Annotated in this window: 22 protein-coding genes and 1 tRNA gene; 13 read left to right on the forward strand and 10 right to left on the reverse strand. The window is 34.3% G+C overall.

Annotated features, from left to right (window positions below; genetic code table 11):
• The first annotated feature begins 67 nt into the window (after positions 1-67).
• Positions 68-1,060 carry a tRNA dihydrouridine synthase DusB gene (dusB, locus tag ACZ098_RS06335; protein ID WP_487310900.1) on the forward strand — a complete coding sequence of 331 codons (993 nt, stop codon included), beginning with the start codon at positions 68-70 and terminating at the stop codon, positions 1,058-1,060.
• Here dusB and ACZ098_RS06340 read toward each other — a convergent pair.
• Complete coding sequence (locus tag ACZ098_RS06340) at positions 1,057-2,265, reverse strand: ABC transporter permease (RefSeq protein ID WP_487310901.1); 1,209 nt, start codon at positions 2,263-2,265, stop codon at positions 1,057-1,059. The two genes, dusB and ACZ098_RS06340, sit on opposite strands and share 4 nt — an antisense overlap.
• Positions 2,266-2,658: a 30S ribosome-binding factor RbfA gene (gene rbfA / locus ACZ098_RS06345; protein WP_487310902.1), complete on the reverse strand. Its 393-nt coding sequence runs from the start codon at positions 2,656-2,658 to the stop codon at positions 2,266-2,268.
• 205 nt (positions 2,659-2,863) lie between these two features.
• Between rbfA and mce the strand changes: the two genes are divergently transcribed.
• The 3 genes from mce (at position 2,864) to ACZ098_RS06360 (ending at position 3,820) form a co-directional block, all read left to right on the forward strand.
• Positions 2,864-3,265, forward strand: a complete 402-nt coding sequence (gene mce, locus ACZ098_RS06350; RefSeq protein ID WP_487310903.1) for a methylmalonyl-CoA epimerase — start codon at positions 2,864-2,866, stop codon at positions 3,263-3,265.
• 98 nt (positions 3,266-3,363) lie between these two features.
• Positions 3,364-3,437, forward strand: a tRNA-Ile gene (locus ACZ098_RS06355).
• A gap of 182 nt (positions 3,438-3,619) precedes the next feature.
• Entirely contained in the window at positions 3,620-3,820 is a 201-nt protein-coding gene (locus tag ACZ098_RS06360) for a PID-CTERM protein-sorting domain-containing protein (RefSeq protein ID WP_487310904.1), read from the forward strand.
• Positions 3,821-3,851: 31 nt separating this feature from the next.
• On the opposite strand, the gene ACZ098_RS06365 is transcribed toward ACZ098_RS06360, so the two are convergent.
• A complete protein-coding gene (locus ACZ098_RS06365; RefSeq protein ID WP_487310905.1) occupies positions 3,852-4,439 on the reverse strand; it encodes a riboflavin synthase in 588 nt (195 codons plus the stop codon).
• A 60-nt stretch (positions 4,440-4,499) separates the two neighbouring features.
• Between ACZ098_RS06365 and pdxA the strand changes: the two genes are divergently transcribed.
• The 6 genes from pdxA to accC all read left to right on the forward strand — a co-directional run bounded on the left by pdxA (position 4,500) and on the right by accC (position 9,486).
• Positions 4,500-5,546, forward strand: a complete 1,047-nt coding sequence (gene pdxA, locus ACZ098_RS06370) for a 4-hydroxythreonine-4-phosphate dehydrogenase PdxA (RefSeq protein ID WP_487310906.1) — start codon at positions 4,500-4,502, stop codon at positions 5,544-5,546.
• 95 nt (positions 5,547-5,641) lie between these two features.
• Complete coding sequence (locus ACZ098_RS06375) at positions 5,642-6,184, forward strand: YceD family protein (protein ID WP_487310907.1); 543 nt, start codon at positions 5,642-5,644, stop codon at positions 6,182-6,184.
• Between the two features lie 9 nt (positions 6,185-6,193).
• The gene (gene rpmF / locus ACZ098_RS06380) at positions 6,194-6,388 is read left to right on the forward strand and encodes a 50S ribosomal protein L32 (protein WP_487310908.1); all 195 of its coding nucleotides are present in this window, start codon (positions 6,194-6,196) and stop codon (positions 6,386-6,388) included.
• Positions 6,389-6,537: 149 nt separating this feature from the next.
• Positions 6,538-7,527, forward strand: a complete 990-nt coding sequence (locus ACZ098_RS06385) for a beta-ketoacyl-ACP synthase III (protein ID WP_487310909.1) — start codon at positions 6,538-6,540, stop codon at positions 7,525-7,527.
• Positions 7,528-7,559: 32 nt separating this feature from the next.
• The gene (accB, locus tag ACZ098_RS06390) at positions 7,560-8,042 is read left to right on the forward strand and encodes an acetyl-CoA carboxylase biotin carboxyl carrier protein (RefSeq protein ID WP_487310910.1); all 483 of its coding nucleotides are present in this window, start codon (positions 7,560-7,562) and stop codon (positions 8,040-8,042) included.
• A 97-nt stretch (positions 8,043-8,139) separates the two neighbouring features.
• Positions 8,140-9,486: an acetyl-CoA carboxylase biotin carboxylase subunit gene (accC, locus tag ACZ098_RS06395; RefSeq protein ID WP_487310911.1), complete on the forward strand. Its 1,347-nt coding sequence runs from the start codon at positions 8,140-8,142 to the stop codon at positions 9,484-9,486.
• 153 nt (positions 9,487-9,639) lie between these two features.
• Here the strand turns inward: accC and pbpC are convergent, their stop codons facing one another.
• The 3 genes from pbpC to ACZ098_RS06410 all read right to left on the reverse strand — a co-directional run bounded on the left by pbpC (position 9,640) and on the right by ACZ098_RS06410 (position 18,483).
• Positions 9,640-12,015, reverse strand: a complete 2,376-nt coding sequence (pbpC, locus tag ACZ098_RS06400) for a penicillin-binding protein 1C (RefSeq protein ID WP_487310912.1) — start codon at positions 12,013-12,015, stop codon at positions 9,640-9,642.
• A gap of 101 nt (positions 12,016-12,116) precedes the next feature.
• Entirely contained in the window at positions 12,117-17,840 is a 5,724-nt protein-coding gene (locus ACZ098_RS06405) for an alpha-2-macroglobulin family protein (RefSeq protein WP_487311210.1), read from the reverse strand.
• A 199-nt stretch (positions 17,841-18,039) separates the two neighbouring features.
• A complete protein-coding gene (locus ACZ098_RS06410) occupies positions 18,040-18,483 on the reverse strand; it encodes a nucleoside deaminase (protein WP_487310913.1) in 444 nt (147 codons plus the stop codon).
• A 61-nt stretch (positions 18,484-18,544) separates the two neighbouring features.
• Here ACZ098_RS06410 and ACZ098_RS06415 point away from each other — a divergent pair, with 61 nt between their 5' ends.
• Genes ACZ098_RS06415 through ACZ098_RS06425 form a run of 3 tightly spaced genes read left to right on the forward strand, consistent with a single transcriptional unit; the run spans position 18,545 to position 22,279 of the window.
• Positions 18,545-19,477: an energy transducer TonB gene (locus ACZ098_RS06415; protein ID WP_487310914.1), complete on the forward strand. Its 933-nt coding sequence runs from the start codon at positions 18,545-18,547 to the stop codon at positions 19,475-19,477.
• 28 nt (positions 19,478-19,505) lie between these two features.
• Positions 19,506-21,287, forward strand: a complete 1,782-nt coding sequence (locus tag ACZ098_RS06420; protein WP_487310915.1) for a 1-deoxy-D-xylulose-5-phosphate synthase — start codon at positions 19,506-19,508, stop codon at positions 21,285-21,287.
• Positions 21,288-21,325: 38 nt separating this feature from the next.
• Complete coding sequence (locus ACZ098_RS06425) at positions 21,326-22,279, forward strand: DUF3078 domain-containing protein (protein ID WP_487310916.1); 954 nt, start codon at positions 21,326-21,328, stop codon at positions 22,277-22,279.
• Positions 22,280-22,309: 30 nt separating this feature from the next.
• Here ACZ098_RS06425 and ACZ098_RS06430 read toward each other — a convergent pair whose 3' ends face one another.
• The 4 genes from ACZ098_RS06430 to ACZ098_RS06445 are packed head-to-tail and all read right to left on the reverse strand — an operon-like array spanning position 22,310 to position 24,287.
• Positions 22,310-23,113, reverse strand: a complete 804-nt coding sequence (locus tag ACZ098_RS06430; RefSeq protein ID WP_487310917.1) for a M48 family metallopeptidase — start codon at positions 23,111-23,113, stop codon at positions 22,310-22,312.
• Positions 23,113-23,544, reverse strand: a complete 432-nt coding sequence (locus tag ACZ098_RS06435) for a magnetosome magnetite crystal formation protein family (RefSeq protein ID WP_487310918.1) — start codon at positions 23,542-23,544, stop codon at positions 23,113-23,115. Before ACZ098_RS06435 ends, ACZ098_RS06430 begins: the two co-directional genes overlap by 1 nt.
• Positions 23,541-23,945, reverse strand: coding sequence for a DUF2752 domain-containing protein (locus ACZ098_RS06440; RefSeq protein WP_487310919.1), 405 nt, complete (start codon positions 23,943-23,945; stop codon positions 23,541-23,543). The genes ACZ098_RS06435 and ACZ098_RS06440 overlap by 4 nt, the downstream gene beginning before the upstream one ends.
• 3 nt (positions 23,946-23,948) lie before the next feature.
• A complete protein-coding gene (locus ACZ098_RS06445) occupies positions 23,949-24,287 on the reverse strand; it encodes a TM2 domain-containing protein (RefSeq protein ID WP_487310920.1) in 339 nt (112 codons plus the stop codon).
• Positions 24,288-24,289: the final 2 nt, after the last annotated feature.

The following is a 24,289-nucleotide window of genomic DNA, read 5'->3' on the forward strand; positions in this document are numbered from 1 at the left end:
ATTGTCACACATAAGATTAAATTTCATAACTAAATATTCTTAACTATCTTTGCAAAAAAATAAAGCAATGCCCAAAATAGGCAACATCATATTACCCGATTTTCCGCTGTTACTTGCGCCAATGGAAGACGTGAGCGATCCACCATTTCGTAGACTATGCAAATTGCACGGTGCCGACTTAATGTATTCTGAATTTATTTCTTCGGAAGGATTGATTCGTGATGCAGTAAAAAGTCGTCAGAAATTGGATATTTTCGATTACGAACGACCAGTTGGAATTCAAATTTTTGGTGGCGATGAAGAAGCGATGGAGATGTCGTCTCGAATTGTCGATGCCGTTCAACCCGATTTGGTAGATATCAATTTTGGTTGTCCTGTAAAAAAAGTGGTTTGTAAAGGCGCAGGCGCAGGAGTTTTGAAAGATGTAGATTTAATGGTGCGGCTAACCAAAGCAGTTATTAAAGGAACATCGCTTCCAGTAACGGTTAAAACGCGTTTGGGTTGGGATGAAAATTCTATCAATATTGATGAAGTAGCCGAACGTTTGCAAGATATTGGAGTGCAAGCTTTAACGGTGCATGCCAGAACGCGTGCTCAAATGTATAAAGGTCATTCGGATTGGAGTCATATTGAACGTGTGAAAAACAATCCTAGAATTACGATGCCTATTTTTGGAAACGGCGATATCGATTCTCCAGAAAAAGCATTAGAATATAAAAATAAATTTGGCCTTGACGGAATGATGATAGGTCGTGCCGCCATTGGATATCCGTGGATTTTTAACGAAATCAAACATTACTTCGCAACAGGAGAACATTTGGCAAAACCAACCACTGCCGATAGAGTTGAAGCAGCAAGAAATCACTTAACATGGTCAATGGATTGGAAAGGTGAACGACTTGGAATTGTAGAAATGCGTCGTCATTACACCAATTATTTCAAAGGAATTGCGAATTTTAAAGAATACCGATTGAAATTGGTAACCATCGAAGATCCAGAAGAATTGTTCAAAGCTTTAGACGAAATTCAGGAAATCTATTCTGATTATCAGGTTTTTTAATCAAGTAATTTTTTTCCAACGCGACTACTCGCAATTAAACTGGCAATAAATCCTAGTGATACAATTGTAACAAAAACTATCACGATATTCAATACATCAAAAACTACTGGATAAGCTAGCGTTTCTGTAATCATGATAAGTTTATACTGTTGCTGAACGACCACTATAATAATCCCCAAAACTAAGCCTATAATTCCACCAAAAATACTTAATAACGTTCCTTGAAGTAAGAAAATTTTACGAAGACTTTTTATTTCAGTACCTAAATTAAACAACGTTTTCAAATTTGCTTTTTTGTCCAATATCATCATGATTAACGCTCCAATTAAATTGAACAGTGCGATAATTATAACCAATGTAAATATTAAATAAATAGCAATATTCTCGGTATTCAGCATTTTATGTAACGTAGCATTCAGTTCTGCCCTATTTTTGACCGTAATTTTCTGCTTCGAATTGGACAAAATGTTTTCAATCTCTGTTGTTACTACTGCTTCATCAGCATTAGGTTTTAATTTAAACTCAATTCCCGAAACCTGATTGGTCTTAAAATCCATTACTTCTTGAACCAAACCCAAGTCGGCAAAAACATATTTGGAATCCAAGTCATCATTTATGGCATAAATTCCAACTGGAATAAGCACTTCATTTTTAAAAGCTTCTTCTGGAGTATCAATATTTCCTTTCCCAGGCTTAGGAACAAAAACTTCAAATGGACTACTGAAATCAAATAACCCCAACGATAATTTATTCGAAATGCCGTAACCAATAACAACCTGATACGTATCGGGCTTCAACCATTGTCCGTTAAAAAGTTTTTGAGATGCTTTGTTAACTTCGGTGTACTGTTTATCAACACCTTTTAAATAAGAAATTTGCTGTTTTCCATCAAACGAAAAAAGAACACGTTCTTCAATTATCTTACTAAAACTAGCAATTCCGACCGTATTTTTAAGTTTGTTTTCTTGCTCTGAAGATACCAAAAAAGATTTTCCAACGCTAGGATTCGCTTTTAAATCGGGATCAAAATCATTAGAAAACGAAAGACTAAATTCTCGCAAACCACCAAAAACCGAAAGCACCACAAACAAAGCCATTGCTCCAACAATAATTCCTGCAGAAGCAATTCCAGTAATAATGTTGATAGCATTATTCTTACTGAAACTAAAAATATACCGTTTGGCAATGTAGAGTGGAAAATTCACTTACGCCTTTTTTCGTTTTTCTAAAAGATCACGATTCTCAATAGGATTTTCCTTTTGCGAAAGCGCATTATCAATCTTTTCAATATAATCCAGCGAATCATCAATATAAAAAGAAAGATTAGGCACTTTTCTCAATTGCAATTTCACACGCTGCGATAAATCATGCTTAATCAAAGGCATATTCGATTTTACAGCAGCCAATATTTCTGCTGCTCTATCTTGTGGAAAAACGCTTAAATAAACTCTTGCAACACCCAAATCGGTCGTCACGATAACCTTAGAAACCGAAATTACCAAATTCGTAAGTCCGTTTTTTCTCACCTCACCTTGAAGAATATCTACCAAATCATTCTGTAGCACACTTCCTATTTTTTTCTGTCTATTTGTTTCCATGTTGCAAAAATACAATTTTTTCTCTTAAATAATGTCATCCTGAGCTTGTCGAACGAAGAAGCTCATGGCTTGGTCTTTACCAACCATCCATTTTCCAGCTTTCCGTTACAATACTTGCAAAAAGAGCAAGTATTTCCGCTACAATCTGGGCTATTTCAAGTTATCATTTTAATTTTTGTTAACTTTGTAAAAGAAATTACAAGTAATGAGAAAAATTGAACACATTGGTATAGCCGTAAAAAATCTAGACGAATCCAATTTAGTATTCGAAAAACTATTTGGCGCACCAGCTTACAAGCAAGAAGAAGTTGCCAGCGAAGGTGTAAAAACATCCTTTTTCATGAATGGACCTAACAAGATAGAACTTCTCGAAGCCACAACTCCAGATAGTCCAATTGCAAAATTTCTAGAAAAAAAAGGAGAAGGAATTCATCATATTGCCTTTGACGTAAAAGATATTGTATCCGAAATTGAAAGACTAAAAAACGAAGGATTTACAATACTAAACGACGTCCCTAAAAAAGGTGCCGACAATAAGTTGGTTGCATTCCTTCATCCCAAAACAACCAACGGAGTATTAATAGAGCTTTGTCAAGAAATTGAATAACCTATTTGATTTAGAGATTATTATAAATATTATCAAAATCCTACTTCAAAATATTTGCAATAAATTAAAAATAGTAGTAGGTTTGCAACCTCAATATTGGTCCTATAGCTCATTCGGTTAGAGCAACTGACTCATAATCAGTAGGTGCTTGGTTCGATTCCAAGTGGGACCACAAATTTTAAGACCTCTAATCGAGGTCTTTTTTTATTTAATAAAACTAATTGTGCATTTTTTACGTTAATATCAAAAAGCAAAGAGGGTTTTTGTTAAGAAATCGTCAATTAACTACCTTCAAAATCAATTTATAACTTAAAAAATTTTTAAAAATAGTTTTTTTTTATACATTTACACCGTATGAATCTTGTCCCAAACAAAAATACGTTAATATTCTTAGGATTAATTAGTTATTCCGCATCATTTGCGGCACCTAATCCACCTGAGCCAATTCCACCACCAGTTGGTTTACCAATTGATAATGGTGTCATTGCGCTTATTGTTGTATCTTTAATTTATAGTTTTTATAAACTATCAAAAATAAAAAAAGCCTCGAATTAAAATTCGAGGCTTTTTATTGTGTTTTCAATTCTTATCTGTTGGCATATAGTTTAGAGACGTACTTACCAATAACATCAAATTCTAAATTAATTTGAGTTCCAACTGCAAAATTCTTAAAGTTGGTATGCTCGTAAGTGTATGGTATAATTGCCACACTAAATTCGTTTATTTTAGAATTCACCACTGTTAAGCTAACTCCATTAACTGTTATCGAACCTTTTTCAATAGTCATATTATTAAGATTCGCATCATATTGAAAAGTATAATACCAACTACCATTTGCTTCTTCAACAGCAATGCAAACACCTGTTTGATCTACATGCCCTTGTACAATATGACCATCAAGTCGATCTCCTAGTTTCATCGCGCGCTCCAAGTTAATCAAATCTCCCACTTGCCAAGTTGCCAAATTGGTTTTCTCGATAGTTTCTCTTATCGCTGTTACAGTGTAAGAACCATCTTCTAGTGCAACAACGGTTAAGCATACTCCATTGTGAGCCACACTTTGATCTATTTTTAATTCAGAAGTAATACTCGAATTTATAGTTATATGTAAATTATCATTCTCACTTTTAAGCTCTTTAACAATTCCTAGAGTTTCAATTATTCCTGTAAACATTTGTCGTTTTATTTTACTAAATTTGCACTTCAAAATTAGCAATAAATAAGCAAAAGTGTCATGAAAAAAGCAGAAAATATAATTGTTGGAATTTCAATTGGAGATTTAAACGGTATTGGAAGCGAAGTAATTCTAAAAACTTTCGAAGATACTCGAATGTTAGAACTATGTACTCCAGTAATTTTTGCTAATGTTAAGATTCTATCGTTCATCAAAAAAAATCTAAATTCGGAAACTGCATTACACGGAATAGATAAAATAGAACAATTAGTCATCGGAAAAATCAATGTTTTAAATGTTTGGAGAGAAGGTGTAGATATCAATTTTGGACAAAATGATGAAAACGTCGGAAAATACGCCATCAAATCTTTTGCCGCAGCAACCAAAGCTTTAAAAGAAGGATTGGTAGATGTTCTAGTAACTGCGCCAATCAATAAATACAACATTCAATCTGAAGATTTTAAATTCCCAGGACATACTGATTATTTAAATCAAGAATTAGAAGGAAACGCTTTGATGTTAATGGTTCAAGACAATTTACGCGTGGGATTATTAACCGATCACATTCCTGTAAACGAAGTAGCGTCGCACATAACCGAGAAACTAATTTTTCAAAAGATTGAAACTATCAACAAAACCCTGAAACAAGATTTTGGAATTACAAAACCAAAAATTGCATTATTGGGATTAAATCCACATTCTGGCGATAATGGAGTTATTGGCAAAGAAGACGACGAAATTATTAAACCCGCTGTAAAGAAATTATTTGAAAAAGGAATATTAGTTTTCGGACCTTATGCAGCCGATGGTTTTTTTGGAAGCAATCAATATGAAAAGTTTGATGCTGTTATTGCGACCTATCATGATCAAGGTTTAATTCCGTTCAAAACGTTATCATTTGGAAGTGGCGTGAACTATACAGCAGGACTAAATAAGATAAGAACTTCTCCAGATCACGGCACAGCCTATGAAATTGCAGGAAAAGGTGTAGCAGAAAATAGCTCATTTAAAGAAGCAGTTTATCTTGCTATAGACATCTATAACTCAAGAAACGAATATTCTGAGTTGGTAAAAAATCCACTAAAAGTTAAAGAAAAACACTTATAAACAAAAAAATGTTTATAACGCTTTTGGAATTAAAATAGTTTTATATCTTTGCACACCCAAAGCCGAACCGTCGGATTGGACAAATTGATAATCAGATGAAAGTAACAAATGAATTTTTAATTCCATTTATTGGGTTAAAGTTAGGTAAACATCGATTTGATTTTCAAATAAATAAGAAGTTCTTTGATAACTTTGACTATCACGAATACGAAGATTGTGATATAAAAGTAGACGTAGTTTTAGAGAAAAAAAGCACCATGTTAGAGCTTGATTTCAAACACAAAGGTACCGTTAACGTTCCTTGTGACTTAACTAACGAAATGTTTGATTTACCTGTTAAGGCGAAATTACATCTTGTGGTTCAGTTTGGAGAAGAATTTAACAACGACAATGAGGAATTATTAATTTTACCTCATGGTGAGCACCAAATAGATGTTTCACAATACATTTATGAGATGATTGTACTTTCTGTTCCGTTAAAAAGAATTCATCCTGGAATAAAAGATGGAACTTTGAAAACTGAAACTCTAGAAAAGCTAGCAGAATTATCAATAAAAGAACAAAAAAAAGAGAGTAAAAAAGAAGAAAATATTGACCCACGTTGGGACAAATTAAAACAACTATTAACGGATAAATAATATAGTAAAATGGCACATCCTAAAAGAAAAATCTCGAAAACAAGAAGAGATAAGAGAAGAACTCACTACAAAGCAACTGCTGCTACAATTGCAACTTGTCCAATTACAGGAGAAGCACATTTATACCACAGAGCTTACTGGCACGAAGGAAAAATGTACTATAGAGGACAAGTAGTTATTGATAAATCAGTAGCTGAAATTTAATATACATTTCAATTATCATACAAACTCTCACTAACTTTGTGAGAGTTTTTTGTTTTATTATTTTTTTTAATAAAGAATATAACTAAATTATTTTTTGTAATTTCCACCTCTTTTAAATTTATAATTTTTAAGAGATTTAAAATAGTATTATGAATTCAATAACAGCAGCAATTACAGCAGTTGGTGGTTATGTACCCGATTTTGTATTATCCAATAAAGTATTGGAAACAATGGTAGATACCAATGACGAGTGGATATTAACTCGTACAGGAATTTCTGAAAGAAGAATCTTAAAGGATTCAGGAAAAGGAACTTCCTACTTAGCCATAAAAGCAGCACAAGATTTAATCGCTAAAAGCAAAATCAATCCAGCTGAAATAGACCTTATCATTATGGCGACCGCTACACCAGACATGCTTGTTGCTTCTACTGGAGTTTATGTAGCTTCCCAAATTGGCGCTGTAAACGCTTTTGCTTATGATTTACAAGCCGCTTGTTCAAGTTTTCTATTCGGAATGTCAACTGCCTCAGCTTATATACAATCAGGAAAATATAAAAAAGTACTTTTAATTGGTGCTGATAAAATGTCATCTATAATTGATTATACCGACAGAGCAACTTGTATTATCTTTGGTGATGGTGCAGGTGCAGTTTTATTTGAACCTAATTATGACGGCTTAGGCGTTCAAGATGAAATTTTAAGATCGGACGGAATTGGTAGAGAATATCTAAAAATTGATGCTGGCGGATCTATTTTACCACCATCAAAAGAAACTGTAGAAAACGGTCAGCATTATGTTTTTCAAGATGGTAAAACTGTATTTAAATATGCAGTGTCCGGAATGGCAGATGTTAGTGAAAAAATTATGACACGTAACAATCTTACCAACAATGATGTAAATTGGTTGATAGCGCACCAAGCTAACAAACGAATTATTGACGCCACAGCTTCAAGAATGAATCTTGAAGATGACAAAGTTTTAATAAACATTCAAAAATACGGAAACACTACATCTGCAACATTACCATTATTGTTGCACGATTTTGAAAACAAATTCAAAAAAGGCGATAATTTAATTTTTGCTGCTTTTGGAGGTGGATTTACTTGGGGTTCAATATATTTAAAATGGGCATATTAATTTAAAGAACAAACTAACTAAAAAAAATAATCATGGATTTAAAAGAAATTCAAAACCTAATTAAATTTGTAGCCAATTCAGGCGTTGCAGAAGTAAAATTAGAAATGGACGATGTTAAAATTACCATTAGAACAACTTTAGAAAACGCTGCTCCAGAAGTAACTTACGTGCAACAAGCACCAGTTCAAACTGCATTGCCAGCCGCAAATACAGCAGTATTACCAGCTGCAGCAACTACTCCAGTTGCAACTCCTGCAGCCGAAGACAATTCGAAATATGTAACTATAAAATCACCGATGATTGGTACATTTTATAGAAAACCAGCTCCAGACAAACCAATGTTTACTGAAGTAGGAAATTCTATTCAAAAAGGAGATGTTCTTTGCGTAATTGAAGCTATGAAATTATTTAACGAAATTGAAGCTGAAATTACAGGAAAAATTGTTAAAATTCTTGTTGACGATATGTCTCCAGTAGAATTTGACCAACCATTATTTTTAGTAGATCCATCTTAAGCTATTTTAAATTAAGAATTATAAATTATAAATGACAGCATTGCTTTCATTCGTAATAATTTAAAATTTAAAATTTCTAATTTAAAATTATATATAGATGTTTAAAAAAATATTAATTGCCAATAGAGGTGAAATTGCTTTAAGAGTAATTAGAACCTGTAAGGAAATGGGAATAAAAACAGTTGCAGTTTACTCTACAGCTGACGCTGAAAGTTTGCACGTAAAATTTGCAGACGAAGCAGTATGTATCGGACCACCGCCAAGTAATTTATCCTACTTAAAGATGTCCAGTATTATTGCAGCAGCAGAAATTACAAATGCAGATGCAATTCATCCAGGTTACGGATTCCTTTCAGAAAATGCTAAGTTTTCTAAAATTTGTCAAGAACATGGTATCAAATTCATCGGTGCTTCTCCAGAAATGATCGATCGAATGGGCGACAAAGCTTCGGCTAAAGCAACCATGAAAGCCGCAGGTGTTCCTTGTGTACCAGGTTCTGAAGGATTATTAGAATCGTACGAACAAGCTTTAGAATTATCTAAAGAAATGGGATTTCCAGTAATGCTAAAGGCTACTGCCGGTGGTGGCGGAAAAGGAATGCGTGCCGTATGGAAAGAAGAAGAGTTACTTAAAGCCTGGGAAAGCGCTCGTCAAGAATCGGCTGCCGCTTTCGGAAACGATGGTATGTATCTTGAAAAATTAATCGAAGAACCACGTCATATTGAAATTCAAGTAGTTGGCGATGCTTACGGAAAAGCATGTCATTTATCTGAAAGAGATTGCTCAGTTCAACGTCGTCATCAAAAACTTACCGAAGAAACTCCGTCGCCATTTATGACCGACGATTTAAGAAATAGAATGGGTGAAGCTGCTGTTAAAGCTGCCGAATTTATAAAATATGAAGGTGCCGGAACTGTAGAGTTTTTGGTGGACAAACACCGTAATTTCTACTTCATGGAAATGAATACCCGTATCCAAGTTGAGCATCCAATAACAGAACAAGTTATTGATTACGATTTGATTCGTGAGCAAATAATGGTTGCTGCTGGAATTCCGATTTCTGGTAAAAACTATTATCCAAACCTTCATGCTATTGAATGTAGAATTAATGCCGAAGATCCATACAATGATTTTCGACCATCTCCAGGAAAAATTACGGTATTGCATTCGCCTGGCGGACACGGAGTTCGCTTAGATACTCACGTTTACGCAGGTTACACAATTCCACCAAATTATGACTCGATGATCGCCAAGTTGATTACAACAGCGCAAACACGTGAAGAAGCCATCAATAAAATGAAACGTGCTTTGGATGAGTTTTACATTGAAGGAATAAAAACAACAATACCATTTCATAGACAACTAATGGACGAACCCGATTACGTTGCTGGAAATTATACTACCAAGTTCATGGAATCTTTTAAAATGAACGAAATAGAATAAATAATCTAAACCGCCTTCGAAAGATAGGCGGTTTTTTTATGTCTTTTTTTCAGGAGCTATTTCCAGCTTTCCACTCCAATCTTTTTATTTTTAAAGAAAAATAAAAAGGATTTCCATTGCAATCTGGGCTAAGGCATTCATTTTCATCAGAAATTATTCCCTAATAATCTCGATTTTCCTTCTAATCTCGTTTCCAAATTCATCGGTTACAGTTATGTAATGAAATCCTGTATTAGCTTCCACTTGCATTTCATGAAACGTCTGCGTGGTTCCTTTGTAAATAGCATCAACATACCAATACAGTTTTGCGTCTTTATTGGAATGCACTACTTTCATAATTACAGGCTGAATTTTCCCACTAAAATTTTTGGTGAGATAGATTTTACTATTGGTTTTAGGATAAATAAAATCCATATTTGACTGTTGCGTTTGTAAGCAATCGGCTCGAAATGGTGGTAAAGGTTGGTAATCGATATGCAAACTTTTATAATAATATTCCATAACTGGAGGCAAAACGAACCATTTTTTATTGACTATAGTATCTACATTTTCGCAACTGCTATTAACTCGAAATTGTTGTGTGGCATCAAGATGAACCAATTTATGATACGAACAAATACTAGTTTTGAGCCCTTTCCTATTGATTAACTGTTTGGTTTTTGGACAATCATCTTGCGCTAAATGTCCACTTTTAGTGCAAACTTCAGCATATTCTAAATCGTTTAATGGTGTTTGAAACCATTTTTTTCTTGGTAACAAATTAAACACGTCAAACAAAATTGGAGCAGCGCTTTCAACACCTGTAAGTTGCGGACGACCTTCGCCATTAGCATTTCCTACCCAAACTCCAACAACATATCTTGAATTGGTACCTATTGCCCAAGCATCGCGATTTCCAAAACTAGTACCCGTTTTCCAAGCTAATTCTATCGAAGAATCATAAAATTTCCACGCTTCATCACCTTCTGGACGGTTTACTTCTTTCATAGCATTGTAGGTTAAGTAAATAGAACCTGCACCAAGAATGGTTTTCTGGTTGCTGTTTTCACCAAAATCTTGTGTAAAACTTTTATCGTAATTGAGTTCTGCAAATTCTTGAGTTCGGTATTTTCCGTTGGATTTGTTGAAGTAATTTACTGTAGACGACAAATTAGCATACGTTCGGCATAAATCCCAAAGATTACTTTCTGCACCACCAAGAATAAGTGAAAGTCCGTAATGATCTGGATGTTTATTGATGTTTTTAAGTTTGAATTTTTGCAATAATTCATAAAAATTATTCACTCCATGTTCTTGTAACATCAACACTGCTGGAATATTTAACGAACGTGATAAAGCTCTTTGCGCTGGAACTGCACCATCAAAAGTGAGATTGAAATTCTCTGGCGTATAACCCGAAATTTGAGTTGGAATATCAGCAACTAATGTATTGGGCAAAATTTCTCCATCATCAAGCATAGAAGCAAATAGTAAAGGTTTCAGAATACTGCCAGTACTTCTTGGTGCTCCAATTACATCTACATCTTTATCGTGATCTTTATCGGTTGCCGAGTTACCAACGTAACTAATTATGTTGCGGTTTTGGATATCGATTACGAGGATGGCAAGGTTGTGCACTTCGTTTTGCTTGTACTGATTGTAGTATTGATTTGCAATTTGATTTACTCGATTTTGCAACGAAATATCAATAGTGGTTTTGATTCGCTTTCCTTCGCTGGCTTTGGCTGCACGTTGTAATAAATGATTTGCTATTTGCGGAATAGAGTATGGTTTTTGAGGCAAAGGCTCTGTTATTGATAAGTCGTAAGTCAGTTGATCAATGATTTTTTCATTATATAATTTTAATAATAGAGTATTTCTTTTTTTGAGTAATTTCACTTGGTTTTTGCCAGGATATATTAGACTTGGAGCATTAGGTAAAACTGCTAAGGTTGCACTTTCTGCCCAAGATAACTGATTGGCCTGAACTCCAAAGTAACGCCAGGCGGCCATTTCTAATCCAACGACATTTCCACCATAAGGTGCATGAGCTGCATACAATTCGAGAATTTTTTCTTTGGAATGTCGGAATTCTAGTCGTGTGGAAAGAATGATTTCGATTGCTTTTTCAAAATAATTTCGCTTCTTATTTTTTCGAGATAATCGAATAACCTGTTGTGTTAAGGTACTTCCACCACGAACTACCTTTCCAGCAGCGCGATTTTGTTGCACTGCTTTTACCATTGCAACCGGATTGAAACCAAAATGTTGGTAAAAATGTTCGTCTTCAAAATAGACGATGCATTTCTTAAACTTTTCGGGTATACTATCGTTGGCAGGAAAACGCCATTGTCCATCGCGAGCAATCTTGGCTCCAAGAAGTTCTCCTTCATTACTTTCAATTACAATAGAATATGGTGCTTCAAAAAGTGTTCTTGGCAACGAAAAATAATAGACAAGTAAAAGAACAAATGCTATTGCAGATTTCTTTTTGTTTTGTTTTATATAATCTGTAATGCGATTGTAAACCGCTTTCAATTTTTCTTTCATTTTTCTATTTTAACCACAAAGGAACGCCAAGAAGGCACTAAGTTCACTAAAGATTTTCTTGTGTTCTTTGTGCCTTTCTCGAGAACTTTGTGGTTAGTTTTTTACTTCACCACTTCAACCCATTGTCCTTTTGTTCGCGCTAAAAATTCATGATCATACATGGCTTCGCATTGAAGTCCTGGCAAATAATAATTTCCAAGATAGGAAGCATTTAAAAGAATTTTGAATTTACGCGTTTCATTAGCACTAAGGCTGAAATAATAATTGGCTCTGTCGTCGCGAATGTCTATATAATCGGCAACATTGTTAGTAGCATCTCCAAAATCAGTATACCGTGTATTGACAATTTCGAATCCGGAAGGTAGAATTTGCGATAAAGCTATGTTTTCTACTCGTTCATTTTTACGATTAGTTAAAGTAACCTCAGCATAAAATTCGGTTCCTTGGGCAATTTTAGTAACTGCTATTTTACCTCCTTTTCGATCTTTAAACACAACACTTGCAGACAAATTATTTTGAACAACTTGCTCTTGTCCAACTGGCAAAATACCACTATTGGAAACTCTTACGAAAATAGTATTGTTTTTATTATTTTTAATTGTTACCGAATTCGCTCCTGTTTTTATAGCTAAATTTCTTTGTGAAATCGTTTTGTTAGTATTGATGACTATTGCTTTTCCGCCATTAGTAAACTGAATATTTACGCCTTTACTTCCATTAGATTTTGCAAATTTTGACATTGCATACAATCCGTAAGCTGTAGTTTGTGTACTCATCCATTCGGTGCTGGAAAGGTTTTTGGCTAAAACAGTTGCCATTGCAAATGCTTTTTGTTTTTGACCTAGTAGCACTAACGTTTCCAATGCCATGGCGCGATTTCTGTCTGACGATCCATAATAATAGTAATAATCATTTTCAGGTTCTTCATCAATTTTAGATTTGCTTAACAATGCTAATCCTGCCGCATTTTGTTTTATAATGGCATAGGTTGCTGCCAAACGCAATTTACTTTCATTAGATATTCCAACGGTTTCACGCAATCTATTCATCGAAGCTAAATCGGCTGAACCTGCAATTGCCAAGGTGTAAAGTCGGTAAGATTGCGCTAAATCATTTCCATATTTTTTCTCAAAACGCCATTGCTTAGCTTGCTTCTGCTGATAGGAAATCCATTTCGATTTGAAATTTATAGGTAAAACATATCCTTTTTTCTCTGCTTCGATTAAGAAATGTCCAGCATAAGATGATCCCCAATCGTCGGCATCCGCATTGCCTTGCCAGTACGAAAATCCTCCGTTTGAAAGTTGGAAATTATTTAATTTCTGAATTCCAGCGGTAACATTTTTCTGAATTTTAGATTTGTAGTTGGCATCCAAATCCATCACATCAGAAAGATACAATTGTGGAAAAACAGCCGATGTGGTTTGCTCTACACAACCATGTGGATATTGAATTAAATAATCCAAACGGCGACTGAAATCTACTGTTGGAACCGATGAAACTTCCAGTTTTGCAGCGTTGCTTCCGCTTACGCCAAATGTTTTCCAAGCAATGGTTTTAGTACTGTTGGGTTCAATAATAACATCTGTAAAAGTATTGGTTACCGGATTCGGATTGGTCACATCAATTTCTACATCATAGGTAGATTTTTCTTTTCCTGATGTGGCAATAATTTGAACTTTTCCTAAACCAGTTATACTTCCTACTTCCAAGTTGAAATAGGCCATTTTTTCATCTGGCTCGGTGAATTTCACGATTTGTGACGCACTTCCAATTACTCGTACTGCATTGTTAGTTTTTATTTGAAGTGTTACGTTCTTGATGTTTCGCTCCGTAGCAAAAAGCGTTACCGGAATAGTAACTTTTTCTGACGGAGATATTTTTCTTGGAAGCGAAGCCAAAACCATCAACGGACTTTTCACTTGCGTGGTTTTTTCTGCCATTCCGTAAGCACTAGTTTTAGCATCGGCAGCCACAATCATAGTTCGCACAGAACCAATGTACTTTGGAAGTTTTATCTTATGATTTGCAGAAGCACCTTTTTCCAGTACAAACGGACCAAAATATAGGACAACCGGTTTAAAACGATTGGCTTTTTTAGCTTTTCCACCGCCTAAATCGGCATCGCCACCAATAGAGAAAACTTGATTTATTTTTCCGCCATAAGCACCAATAACGTCATCATAAATATCCCAAGTTCGAACACCTAAGGCTTCGCGAGTATAAAAACTATCCCAAGCGTTGGGCGTTTTAAAACGAGTTAAATCTAGCAAACCTTCATCTACAACAGCAATGGTATAAGTCATTCTTTTACCTTGTTTTTCAGAAACTTTTACAGTTACAGTTTGCTCTGGTTTTAAAACCTCTGGAATGGAAAGTATAGGTTCTAGAACTGTATTTTTATCGATAACTTCAATTGGGACAATACCGTACATGCGAATTGGCGAATCATTTTTGGTTGTAGCATGAGGTTGTAAAAGTGTGATATTAATATATACATTTGGAGCCATTTCACTAGTAATTGGTAACTCCACACTAGTTTCGCCATTTTTGGTTTTTGCCCAAATTGTTTTAACAACTTTTGTTCCGTTTTCTATTGAAATCATTGCTCGTCCACCTTCACTTGATGGAAAGAAAATCTTAGCAACATCGCCCACAACATAGTTGGTTTTATCAGTAGAAAATCGCAACATATTAGCCGAAGTACCATCGGTATTTCTAGATTTTGCCGACCAATATGGCATATCGAAATATACTTTTGTTCCTGTTGCATGACCGCCTGTTGGATCTGAAACGCGAACCAAATAATTACCCCATTCATCATCTGGCACCGAAAATGAAACACTTCCTTTTCCAGTAGCATCGGTATTTATGCGAAATGTTTTGTAGGCTATTGTTGATGTAGATGAATTGTAACTGGATAAATTATCGTTAGAAGCATCCCACCACCAACGCGATTCCAATTTATAAATGCGAACATCAAGATCGTTGACCGGTTTTGGACGCCCATTTTCTGCAACTGTTGCAATTTCAAAACGTGCAACTTTTCCAGTTTGCAGCATGCCATAACGATTTTCTGCTGGCGATTTAATTCCAACGTACGTTTGATATGCCGAATAAGAAGTAGAAGCTACATCAGTACTAACATCGCCACCATTTTCGTAAACTTTGGTGATGAAAGCTGCTTTTAGCATTCCTGGTGCTTGACTTTGTAAGGTTGGTTTTATCGGAATTGCTACGCGACCATTTCCATCGAGCTTCCCTGAAAAAATATTGACTTCTTCGGTTGAGAAAGTACGTGTTGGATCATCGAAAACATATTTATCAAATCCTTTAAAAGCAGTTGCTTGTTGCGAAAATTTTGCTTGAACTTCAATTTTCAAATCTTTTGCTACAGCACCATGAAGCCACAAAACTTGTATATTGTTTATATTATTTTTACTCGTAGAAAGCACCGCTTCGTTGAAACTATTTTTAATTTTAAGACGATTTGGTTTAATCGTTTCAATTTTGACGCTTTTATAAAATCGAGCACCACCAATACTTACAACCGCTTCCCAATTTCCTGTTGGCGCAGACGATTCTGTTGGAACAACAAATTTGTAATGATTTAATTCGCTTAATTTCTGTACGTTTTGATAAACAGTTTTTCCATTTGGATCATTCAATTTGAACTTTACTGGATGTGCATCTGGTAATTTATTGGCATTATCATTTAGTATAAACGACATGAATAAGGTATCGCCAGGACGCCAAACACCGCGTTCACCATATAAATACCCTTTCAATCCTTTTTGTAACATTTCGCCAGAAACATCAAAATTACTTACAGATAACGATAGTTCATCGTCCAATTTAATGTAAGTACTGTTTTTTCCTTGCGTAACAATGGCAAAGTAGGCGTATTTTTCTAATTGAAACGATGCCATTCCATCACTATCAGTAGATGAAGTGGCTATTTTTTGTTGCTGGAAATTATATAAATCAACAGTTGCACCCGAAATTGCTTTTGTAGAAACAATATCGCTTACAGCAATAACGACCGATTTATCGGTACCACGTTTTGCAATTATTCCTAAATCGGTCGCTAAAATATTAGTTCCAACTTTGGTATTATAATAGTAATAATCAGAACAAGCGTCTTGACTTTCACGATAATCATAATCTTCTTCATAGTAATAATCATCGTAACTGTTTCCGCTGTAATTCACATCATTTTCATCAACTTCTTCTTCCTCGTTCTCTTCAGAATCAGTTAGATTTGAGGTACATTTATATAAAGAATAACTTTTCTTAAACGAAAATTCTACTCTATAAATGGCGCCAGGTTCGGGTTCGATAATTTTAGAAATATCCAAGGCATAGGTATTCCACTTGGTGTAATTAAGTAAATTATTCTGCTTTAATTCGATAGTAGATTTGGCAATGGCTTGGCTTACTTGTTTGAGATTTCGGGTTCCATTGATTTGATTATCTTGTAAAAACTGTAAGATATTGTCTTTGTAAATTTTGTAAATTTTTACATCAACTGCTTTTAAATTGGCAGCTTCAAAATTGATTTTTAAATTATTAGAACTAGGCAGAATTGTACCACTTTTTACTAATTTTACTCCAGGATTTATTTGATCAAAAACTACTTTTTCAGAATAATTGGTCTGCATTTTATCGCCGTAGTTACTTTCAATTCCCTGAAAAACCTCGACTAATTTAGTTCCAGAAAAGGCTTCCTCAATTACTGATGTAGCAGCAGACTGAGGTGCTATTTCATCTTCATAATCTATACTTTCCGTTGAAACCGAATCTACTGCAACTGCTGCAGAATCTACTGCTTGTGCAATTGTTGCTGTAGAATCGACCACTACCGCTTGCGCAATTTCTGGTTCAACCGAGGCTTCGTTATTGTAAAACACCTTTAAAACATTACCCATGGTGGTAAATTTTAAATTATTGGTATTTTCTATAGCAATTAACCCTTTAAAATCCTGATCTTTTTTTAACGGATCAGAAAAATTGATTAAAATCGATTGATTGTTTTCGTCTCCAACTTCAATTTTTAAAACTTTAAATTCCTTACTTCCCGGAATTACAAATTTAGTTTCTCCTTTGGTATCAATGTCTACATCGTCGCCATCATATGCAATGTCTATTTCGCTGTCGTCGTTGTAGCGTTGAATGCTGTCGATAACAAACTTAAATTCGGTTTTAGTACTTGATGCTTTGTCGAATTTTACTTTTAAATCGGTATCATTTTGTGTGGCCTTTATTATTTTTTGGGCATCCTCAAAACTCAAATCATCGGCGGTTTTCAAAGTTCCGTTAAGGTAATACAGGTTTTTGCTGTAGGATTGTAAATCTTGAGTAGTAACTATAAAATCTTGTTTGATGGTTTTTACAGAAAATTTAAAATCTACCAATTCTTTGGGAACGGTTGTATAAATTTTGGATAGTTTTAAGGTAATTTGATATAGCGTATTTTGATCTAATTTCTCTTTAGGTACAAATGCAATTGTGTTGTTGGAAAGCGCAATTACTTTTCCGCTTACAGATGGTGAAATGTCAAATAAATCTTCATCGAGTTCTTGATTGGGTTTCCAATCACTTTTGTTCGAAACCAATTGCACTCTAAAATCGGAATTGACAGAAACAAATCCTGAGGTAAAACTCGAGATATAATCTTTGTATAATGAAAAGTCAGAATTAAAATCGGCAGCCGATTTTTTAGAACACGAATGCAACATAAAAATTGCAAGAAACAAACAGATTGCTTTGCTGGCTTTTTTCTGAACTTTTTTATTTTTTTTTACTTGGTCAGAAAGAACACTCATTTTAGGGAATGAGTGCATTAAAATACGATCTCGGAATGAGTGTTTCATTGTGATAGAGGTTTTATTGGTTGGAACTTCTTTGTTGAAAATTGCAAATTTTAACACTTCGCAATTAGTAGCATAACTAAAAATATAGTGTTATTATTGTAGTAAATGTAAAATAAATTTTGGACTAATTTTCTTGTAAAAAGTAGAATTTCTATTTTCTTTTTTTTGCAAAAAATTCTTTCATGAGGTGTGTTGCTTCGTTTGCCAAAACACCTTGTTTTACTTGGGTTTTCGGATGTAATTTGGTTCCCATCGTTAAAAATCCACGCTGTTCATCTCGAGCTCCAAAAACTATTTTAGAAATCTGACTCCAATACAATGCACCAGCACACATTTGACAAGGTTCAATGGTAACATATAAAGTACAATCTTTTAAATATTTTCCACCAAGAAAATTGGCGGCTGCGGTTATCGCTTGCATTTCGGCATGAGCCGTAACATCATTTAACAATTCGGTTAGATTATGACTACGAGCAATGATTTTGCTATCGATTACTATAATTGCACCTACAGGAATTTCACCTTTTTCAAAAGCAGTGTCGGCTTCTTGCAAAGCTTTTTTCATGAAGTATTCGTCGGTGAAAATATTTTCCATAGAACAAAAGTACTATTTTGATACTATTTTTCGTTATTTTTAAAATCAGAAAGTACTATTTATGGAAAGTAAACTCAGAATCACAATTCCAAAACCATGTCATGAAGATTGGAATTTAATGACACCCGAAGAAACTGGAAGATTTTGTTCGGTTTGTAGCACAGGAGTTGTTGATTTTACCAACAAAACTACTGCTGAAATTGAAGATTATTTTAGTAATAATAAAGGAAAAAAAATCTGTGGTAGATTTAAAAATAGCGATGTCAATACGTTTGATATCAAAATCCCAAAAAGTGTTTTAACACAACAAATACCATTTCAAAAGGCATTTTTATTAACACTTTTTATCGTAATGGGAACCACTCTTTTTAGTTGTAAAAACCATAATGATGAAAATCTTGGTAAAGTAATTGTTGAAGATACTATTATTAAAAAAGAGCCTATAATGGGATTGTCTTTACCTCCAAAGGATTCTATAAAAAAAATCAAAGATGTTGTTCAATTTCAAAAACCTAAAAAAAACATTGAAATTATAACTGGCGAAGTTACTGATACTAAAATCGAACAGGCTAAAACTCAAACTGTATATGAATCTGATGAAGTATACGGCATGCCAGGAATTAGTATTTATCCTGAATGCAAAGGCGGAATACAACTATTTAAAGATTTTGTACTTAACAATTATACATTTCCACAAAAAGCGAATAAAATTAATGGCATCTTACGAGCAGGTTTTACCATTGAAAAAGATGGGTCGCTTAACGGTGTAAAAATTTTAAAAGATTTAGGAAGTAACAGTGGTGAAGCGTTACTAAACGTTTTAAAAAAATCTCCAAAATGGCATCCAGCAGAATATCAAGGTAAAAAAACGAAGTTCGATTTTGAAATAACCCTTTACATTTCCAATGATACTATTTTTAAAACTTTTAGTAAAAAAATTTCTGCTAAAATAGATTCGATCGAATTAACAAGAATTACAAAATTCGACCATTAAAAATCTTAACTTTGCTTTTTAAAATCAAATGAAAGGCAACTTACTCCAAACCATCAACAATCCATCCGATTTGAAAAAATTGGAAGCATCGCAATTGCCACAATTGGCTAAAGAATTGCGCGATTTTATTATTGATGTAGTTTCGGTAAAAGAAGGCCATCTTGGCGCAAGTCTTGGCGTAATTGAACTTACAATTGCCTTGCATTATGTTTTTGATACACCTAATGATTTGTTGGTTTGGGATGTTGGTCATCAAGCATATGGACATAAAATTTTAACCGAAAGAAAAGAAAACTTTCATACCAATCGGCAACTTGGTGGTATTTCGGGTTTTCCAAAACGTAGTGAAAGTGTGTATGATACTTTTGGTGTTGGACATTCTTCAACTTCTATTTCTGCCGCTTTGGGAATGGCGATTGCATCAAAACTTCAAGGCGAAAACAAACATCATATTGCCGTAATTGGAGACGCTTCCATTGCAAGCGGAATGGCTTTTGAAGGATTGAATCATGCAGGAGTAACCGATGCTAATTTGTTGGTAATTTTAAACGATAACGCTATCGGAATTGATCCAAGTGTTGGCGCTTTGAAAAACTATTTAACTTCGGTTAAAGAAGGAAAAAATCCGAAGCAAAACAACATGATTAAGTCGTTGAATTTTGATTATTCTGGACCAATTGACGGACATGATTTTGGTTCATTAATTTCAGAATTAGAGCGACTAAAAAAAGTAAAAGGACCCAAATTTCTTCACATCATAACTACCAAAGGTAAAGGTTTGCAGCAAGCCGAAGACGATCAAGTAAAATACCATGCTCCCGGAAAATTTGATAAAAATACAGGTGAAATTCATCCAAAATCGGAAGAAAATTTACCTCCAAAATTTCAAGATGTTTTTGGATTGACATTAGTCGAATTAGCTACCAATAATCCAAAAATTATAGGCATCACACCTGCCATGCCGAGCGGTAGTTCGTTAAAATTCATGATGGATGCTTTTCCCGAAAGAGCTTTTGACGTTGGAATTGCCGAACAACACGCAGTTACATTGGCGGCCGGAATGGCAACGCAAGGTATGGTGGTTTTTTGCAACATCTATTCTACCTTTATTCAGCGTGCTTACGATCAAATCATACACGATGTTGCCTTGCAAAATTTACCAGTTATCTTTTGCTTAGACCGCGCTGGTTTAGTTGGTGAAGATGGCGCAACACATCACGGCGTTTTTGATTTGGCGTATTTGCGATGCATTCCGAATATAATTATTTATGCTCCAAAGGATGAAATCGATTTGCGAAATATTTTATATACCGCTTCTTTAGGTTTGAATCATCCCATAGCAATTCGATATCCTAGAGGAAGAGGAAAATTTGCAGATTTCAGAAGTCAGATTTCAGAAGTCAGATTTCAGAATATCGAAATTGGCAAAGCACATTTGCTGAAAAGCGGCACTAAAATTGCAGTTTTATCCACAGGATTTATTGGGCACAATGTCACTTTGGCATTGGATGACGTTTCAAATAGTCCTGAAATTGCTCATTACGATTTTGGATTTGTAAAACCTTTAGACGAAACGCTTTTACATGAAATTTTCGCATCGTTTGAAACTGTAATTACTATTGAAGATGGAACAATCAAAGGTGGTTTTGGTAGTGCAATTGCTGAATTTGCTACAGAAAAAAAATATACTTCAACCGTCAAAATTCTAGGTATTCCAGATCAATTTATAGAACATGGTTCGATTGATGAATTACAACAAATTTGTAAAATTGACGTTAAAAGTCTAAAATCTCTTTTTTCTGAACTTTGAAAAAACGATTTTTGTAATTCTAAACAAATACGATTTTAATGAATTTACTTAAAAAAACACTACTGTTACTATTGTTTTCTTGCCAATTTAGCATCGCGCAAAGCATAATTCAAACCTCAATAAAAGATACTACTTCACATTGGTCAAGTAAAAATACAGTTGGTTTAGACATCACACAAATAGCATTTATGAATTGGAATGCTGGTGGAAACAGCTCTATTTCGGGATTATTAAAAGGCAACTTTATCCGAAAATACGATAACAACAACACCAAATGGCTTAACGAGCTTATTGTGCGTTATGGAGTAAACAAGCAAGATGGCATTGAATTAAGAAAAACAGACGATGCGTTTCAGTTCAACTCTACTTTTGGATATCGAAAAGATACTGTTTCCAATTGGTATACTTCGGCAAAATTCAATTTTAGTACGCAATTTACCAACGGTTATTCCTATCCAAATACTGAAGATGCAATTTCCAAACCGTTTGCACCAGCATATATTTTCTTAGGCGTTGGTACAGAATATGTAAATAAAGAACAAAAAATATCTATTTACATGTCGCCGCTTACAACTAAAAGTACCTTGGTATTGGATCAAAGATTGGCTAATCAAGGAGCATTTGGAGTGATCAAAGCGGTTTACGACGAAAATGGAGTCTTGATTTCTGAAGGAAAAAAATCCAGAACTGAATTAGGTATTCTTATTAACGCTGCCCACAAACGAGAAATTTATAAAAATGTGGTTTTAGACAATCGCCTGAGTTTGTATTCCGATTACATTAATCGTTTCGGAAATATTGACGTTGATTGGCAAATGCAGCTGGATTTAACCGTTAATGAATATGTAAAAGCAAATATTGGCGTACATCTAATTTATGACGATGACATCAAAGCCAAAGAAGAAATTGCTGGCGAGCAAGTTATTGTTGGTCCAAAATTGCAGCTTAAACAATCGTTAGGAATTGGTATTGTTTACAATTTCAAAGTGTAAACAAGTAGTTGGCAGAAAATCTAAATAGTTTTATTCGGCATTTTTTACCTGCATTTGAAAAATCTCCCATTTTTCTTTGCTAAGTGTTTGTTGCTTTTTAAACTTTTTCCCTTTAATGTATTCAAGTATGTACTTCGCTCGTTCTTCCGATTCTGGATGCGATGCAATCCATGAAAAAGCATCTGGCATTTTTTCTTCTTGCGCCAATTCGTACATAAAATCGGCCATAGGTTCTGGACTGATATTGGCTTCAAGTAAATACTCTACACTAGCAATATCGGCTTCTTTCTCTAATGATCTATCGTAGGCAGAAGAGGAAAGTGTTTGTAAAATTTGCTTCAGTATTTCAGCGCCTTGTCCACCAGTTGTTGCAGCTAAAATTACAGACAATCCAATTTCTTTGGATAATTTTTTCATTACATGATTGTTCTGAATGTGGGCAATTTCATGTCCTAAAACACCTTGCAAAGCCTCTTGCTTTTTACAATCGGTAATTAAACCTGTAAAGACAACTAAATGATTATTAGGTAGCGCAAATGCATTAACCTCATCTTTTTGTACAATATGAATTTTTAGCGTATCGCGTTCAATGTTGTTGGCCTCGCAGATTGGTTTTATAAGTTGATCTAATGCAGCAACTATCGAATCATTGGTTATTACATTTTCGGACTGTGCAATGTTCTTCCAGATCATATCGCCCAAATTATTCTCAATAGAAGCGCTGTGTTCTTTAACTTTAAAAATAGTTACAAAATCGATTCTAGAAAGTGAAAACCATAATCCAAAGAATACAATTACGGTAATAAAACCTTGAAATAAAGTTTTGTTTGCCATTATGCTTTACAAATTAAATTAGTTAAACTTCCAAAAAACCATTGTTGAATGTGCTTGCCTTTTCTGGTTTGTACCGCACTGTATATAGTAGATATGAACTCCACAATATTAAAAATAATAACGGTAAACAAATAACCAAAGTAGTAATTAGATGACGATTCTCCTCCAAAAAGAATAGAAATTGTCCACCAAAACCCTACGCTATTCATACACAATAAAGTGAGTTGTGAAAATAAAGCTTGTAAACAATGCCAACGAACAAAATAAGTGCCTTTTCTATTTGCAAGAAAAAAGAAGAATGTGGCAAACAAATTTATAATAGGCAATGGAAGTCCTGCAACCAAGGCTACCAAAGACATCAAATAACTATTGGATGCTTTTTCTGCTTCATGATCGGAAGGCTTGTACGGAAATGTAGTTTCGTTAATCATAATCCTTTTTTAATATTCCAAAACCAGTTAAGTACAACTAAAATTACAAAAATAATGGCTAACCATTTCGTTCGAACCGTTATTTCAGCATTGTTGTAAAAATTATAAAACGATTGCTTTTTTTTTACAACATCTATCAAAATCCAAATTGGAGCTATTGTCATGATTAAAAAAACAAAAACTCCAAACGGATTCATTAAAACGGATTGAATAGGTTTTCCTTCCCACATAAGTTTTACAGCACGAGTTGTACCGCAAGACGGACAAGGATATCCTGTTATATTTTTGATCATACATGCACCATAGTTGGTTTTTGCTGACAAAAATACACTGTAACCAAGATATAAATAACCTACAAAACAAGCTAGCAATACAAAAATGTACAACTTGTTTTTAGTCATTATTTAGTAAACTGAATTTTGAAACATTTCCATGTTTTTCTCACGGGTAGCGCCCTGAATCAAAAACCAATCAACAATCTTCCAAATTCCTAATCCACCACAGGTTAGCAACTTACCAATACCTAATCCTGTATCGCCAATATAAAAACGATCCGCTCCAAAGTATCCTGCAAAAATTGATAAAAGTAAAGCTGTTGATGGCTCTTTAAATTGCAAGGTCTGAATTAAAGGCCATTTAGCATCATCCATTTGTAAAAGTCTATCTCTAACTGCCATTAAATGATGTCCTTCGAAAAACTTAGAATTGGCCATCATGAACATGTCTACTTTACTTGATTCCATAA

The organism is Flavobacterium sp. SP2, from assembly GCF_057626655.1.

Bases quoted from the DNA above. Each gene is read 5' to 3' on its own strand.
- dusB (WP_487310900.1), top strand. From the start codon at position 68: ATGCCCAAAATAGGCAACATCATATTACCCGATTTTCCGCTGTTACTT.
- rbfA (WP_487310902.1), bottom strand. From the start codon at position 2,658: ATGGAAACAAATAGACAGAAAAAAATAGGAAGTGTGCTACAGAATGAT.
- mce (WP_487310903.1), top strand. From the start codon at position 2,864: ATGAGAAAAATTGAACACATTGGTATAGCCGTAAAAAATCTAGACGAA.
- ACZ098_RS06360 (WP_487310904.1), top strand. From the start codon at position 3,620: ATGAATCTTGTCCCAAACAAAAATACGTTAATATTCTTAGGATTAATT.
- ACZ098_RS06365 (WP_487310905.1), bottom strand. From the start codon at position 4,439: ATGTTTACAGGAATAATTGAAACTCTAGGAATTGTTAAAGAGCTTAAA.
- pdxA (WP_487310906.1), top strand. From the start codon at position 4,500: ATGAAAAAAGCAGAAAATATAATTGTTGGAATTTCAATTGGAGATTTA.
- ACZ098_RS06375 (WP_487310907.1), top strand. From the start codon at position 5,642: ATGAAAGTAACAAATGAATTTTTAATTCCATTTATTGGGTTAAAGTTA.
- rpmF (WP_487310908.1), top strand. From the start codon at position 6,194: ATGGCACATCCTAAAAGAAAAATCTCGAAAACAAGAAGAGATAAGAGA.
- ACZ098_RS06385 (WP_487310909.1), top strand. From the start codon at position 6,538: ATGAATTCAATAACAGCAGCAATTACAGCAGTTGGTGGTTATGTACCC.
- accB (WP_487310910.1), top strand. From the start codon at position 7,560: ATGGATTTAAAAGAAATTCAAAACCTAATTAAATTTGTAGCCAATTCA.
- accC (WP_487310911.1), top strand. From the start codon at position 8,140: ATGTTTAAAAAAATATTAATTGCCAATAGAGGTGAAATTGCTTTAAGA.
- pbpC (WP_487310912.1), bottom strand. From the start codon at position 12,015: ATGAAAGAAAAATTGAAAGCGGTTTACAATCGCATTACAGATTATATA.
- ACZ098_RS06405 (WP_487311210.1), bottom strand. From the start codon at position 17,840: ATGAGTGTTCTTTCTGACCAAGTAAAAAAAAATAAAAAAGTTCAGAAA.
- ACZ098_RS06410 (WP_487310913.1), bottom strand. From the start codon at position 18,483: ATGGAAAATATTTTCACCGACGAATACTTCATGAAAAAAGCTTTGCAA.
- ACZ098_RS06415 (WP_487310914.1), top strand. From the start codon at position 18,545: ATGGAAAGTAAACTCAGAATCACAATTCCAAAACCATGTCATGAAGAT.
- ACZ098_RS06420 (WP_487310915.1), top strand. From the start codon at position 19,506: ATGAAAGGCAACTTACTCCAAACCATCAACAATCCATCCGATTTGAAA.
- ACZ098_RS06425 (WP_487310916.1), top strand. From the start codon at position 21,326: ATGAATTTACTTAAAAAAACACTACTGTTACTATTGTTTTCTTGCCAA.
- ACZ098_RS06430 (WP_487310917.1), bottom strand. From the start codon at position 23,113: ATGGCAAACAAAACTTTATTTCAAGGTTTTATTACCGTAATTGTATTC.
- ACZ098_RS06435 (WP_487310918.1), bottom strand. From the start codon at position 23,544: ATGATTAACGAAACTACATTTCCGTACAAGCCTTCCGATCATGAAGCA.
- ACZ098_RS06440 (WP_487310919.1), bottom strand. From the start codon at position 23,945: ATGACTAAAAACAAGTTGTACATTTTTGTATTGCTAGCTTGTTTTGTA.
- ACZ098_RS06445 (WP_487310920.1), bottom strand. From the start codon at position 24,287: ATGGAATCAAGTAAAGTAGACATGTTCATGATGGCCAATTCTAAGTTT.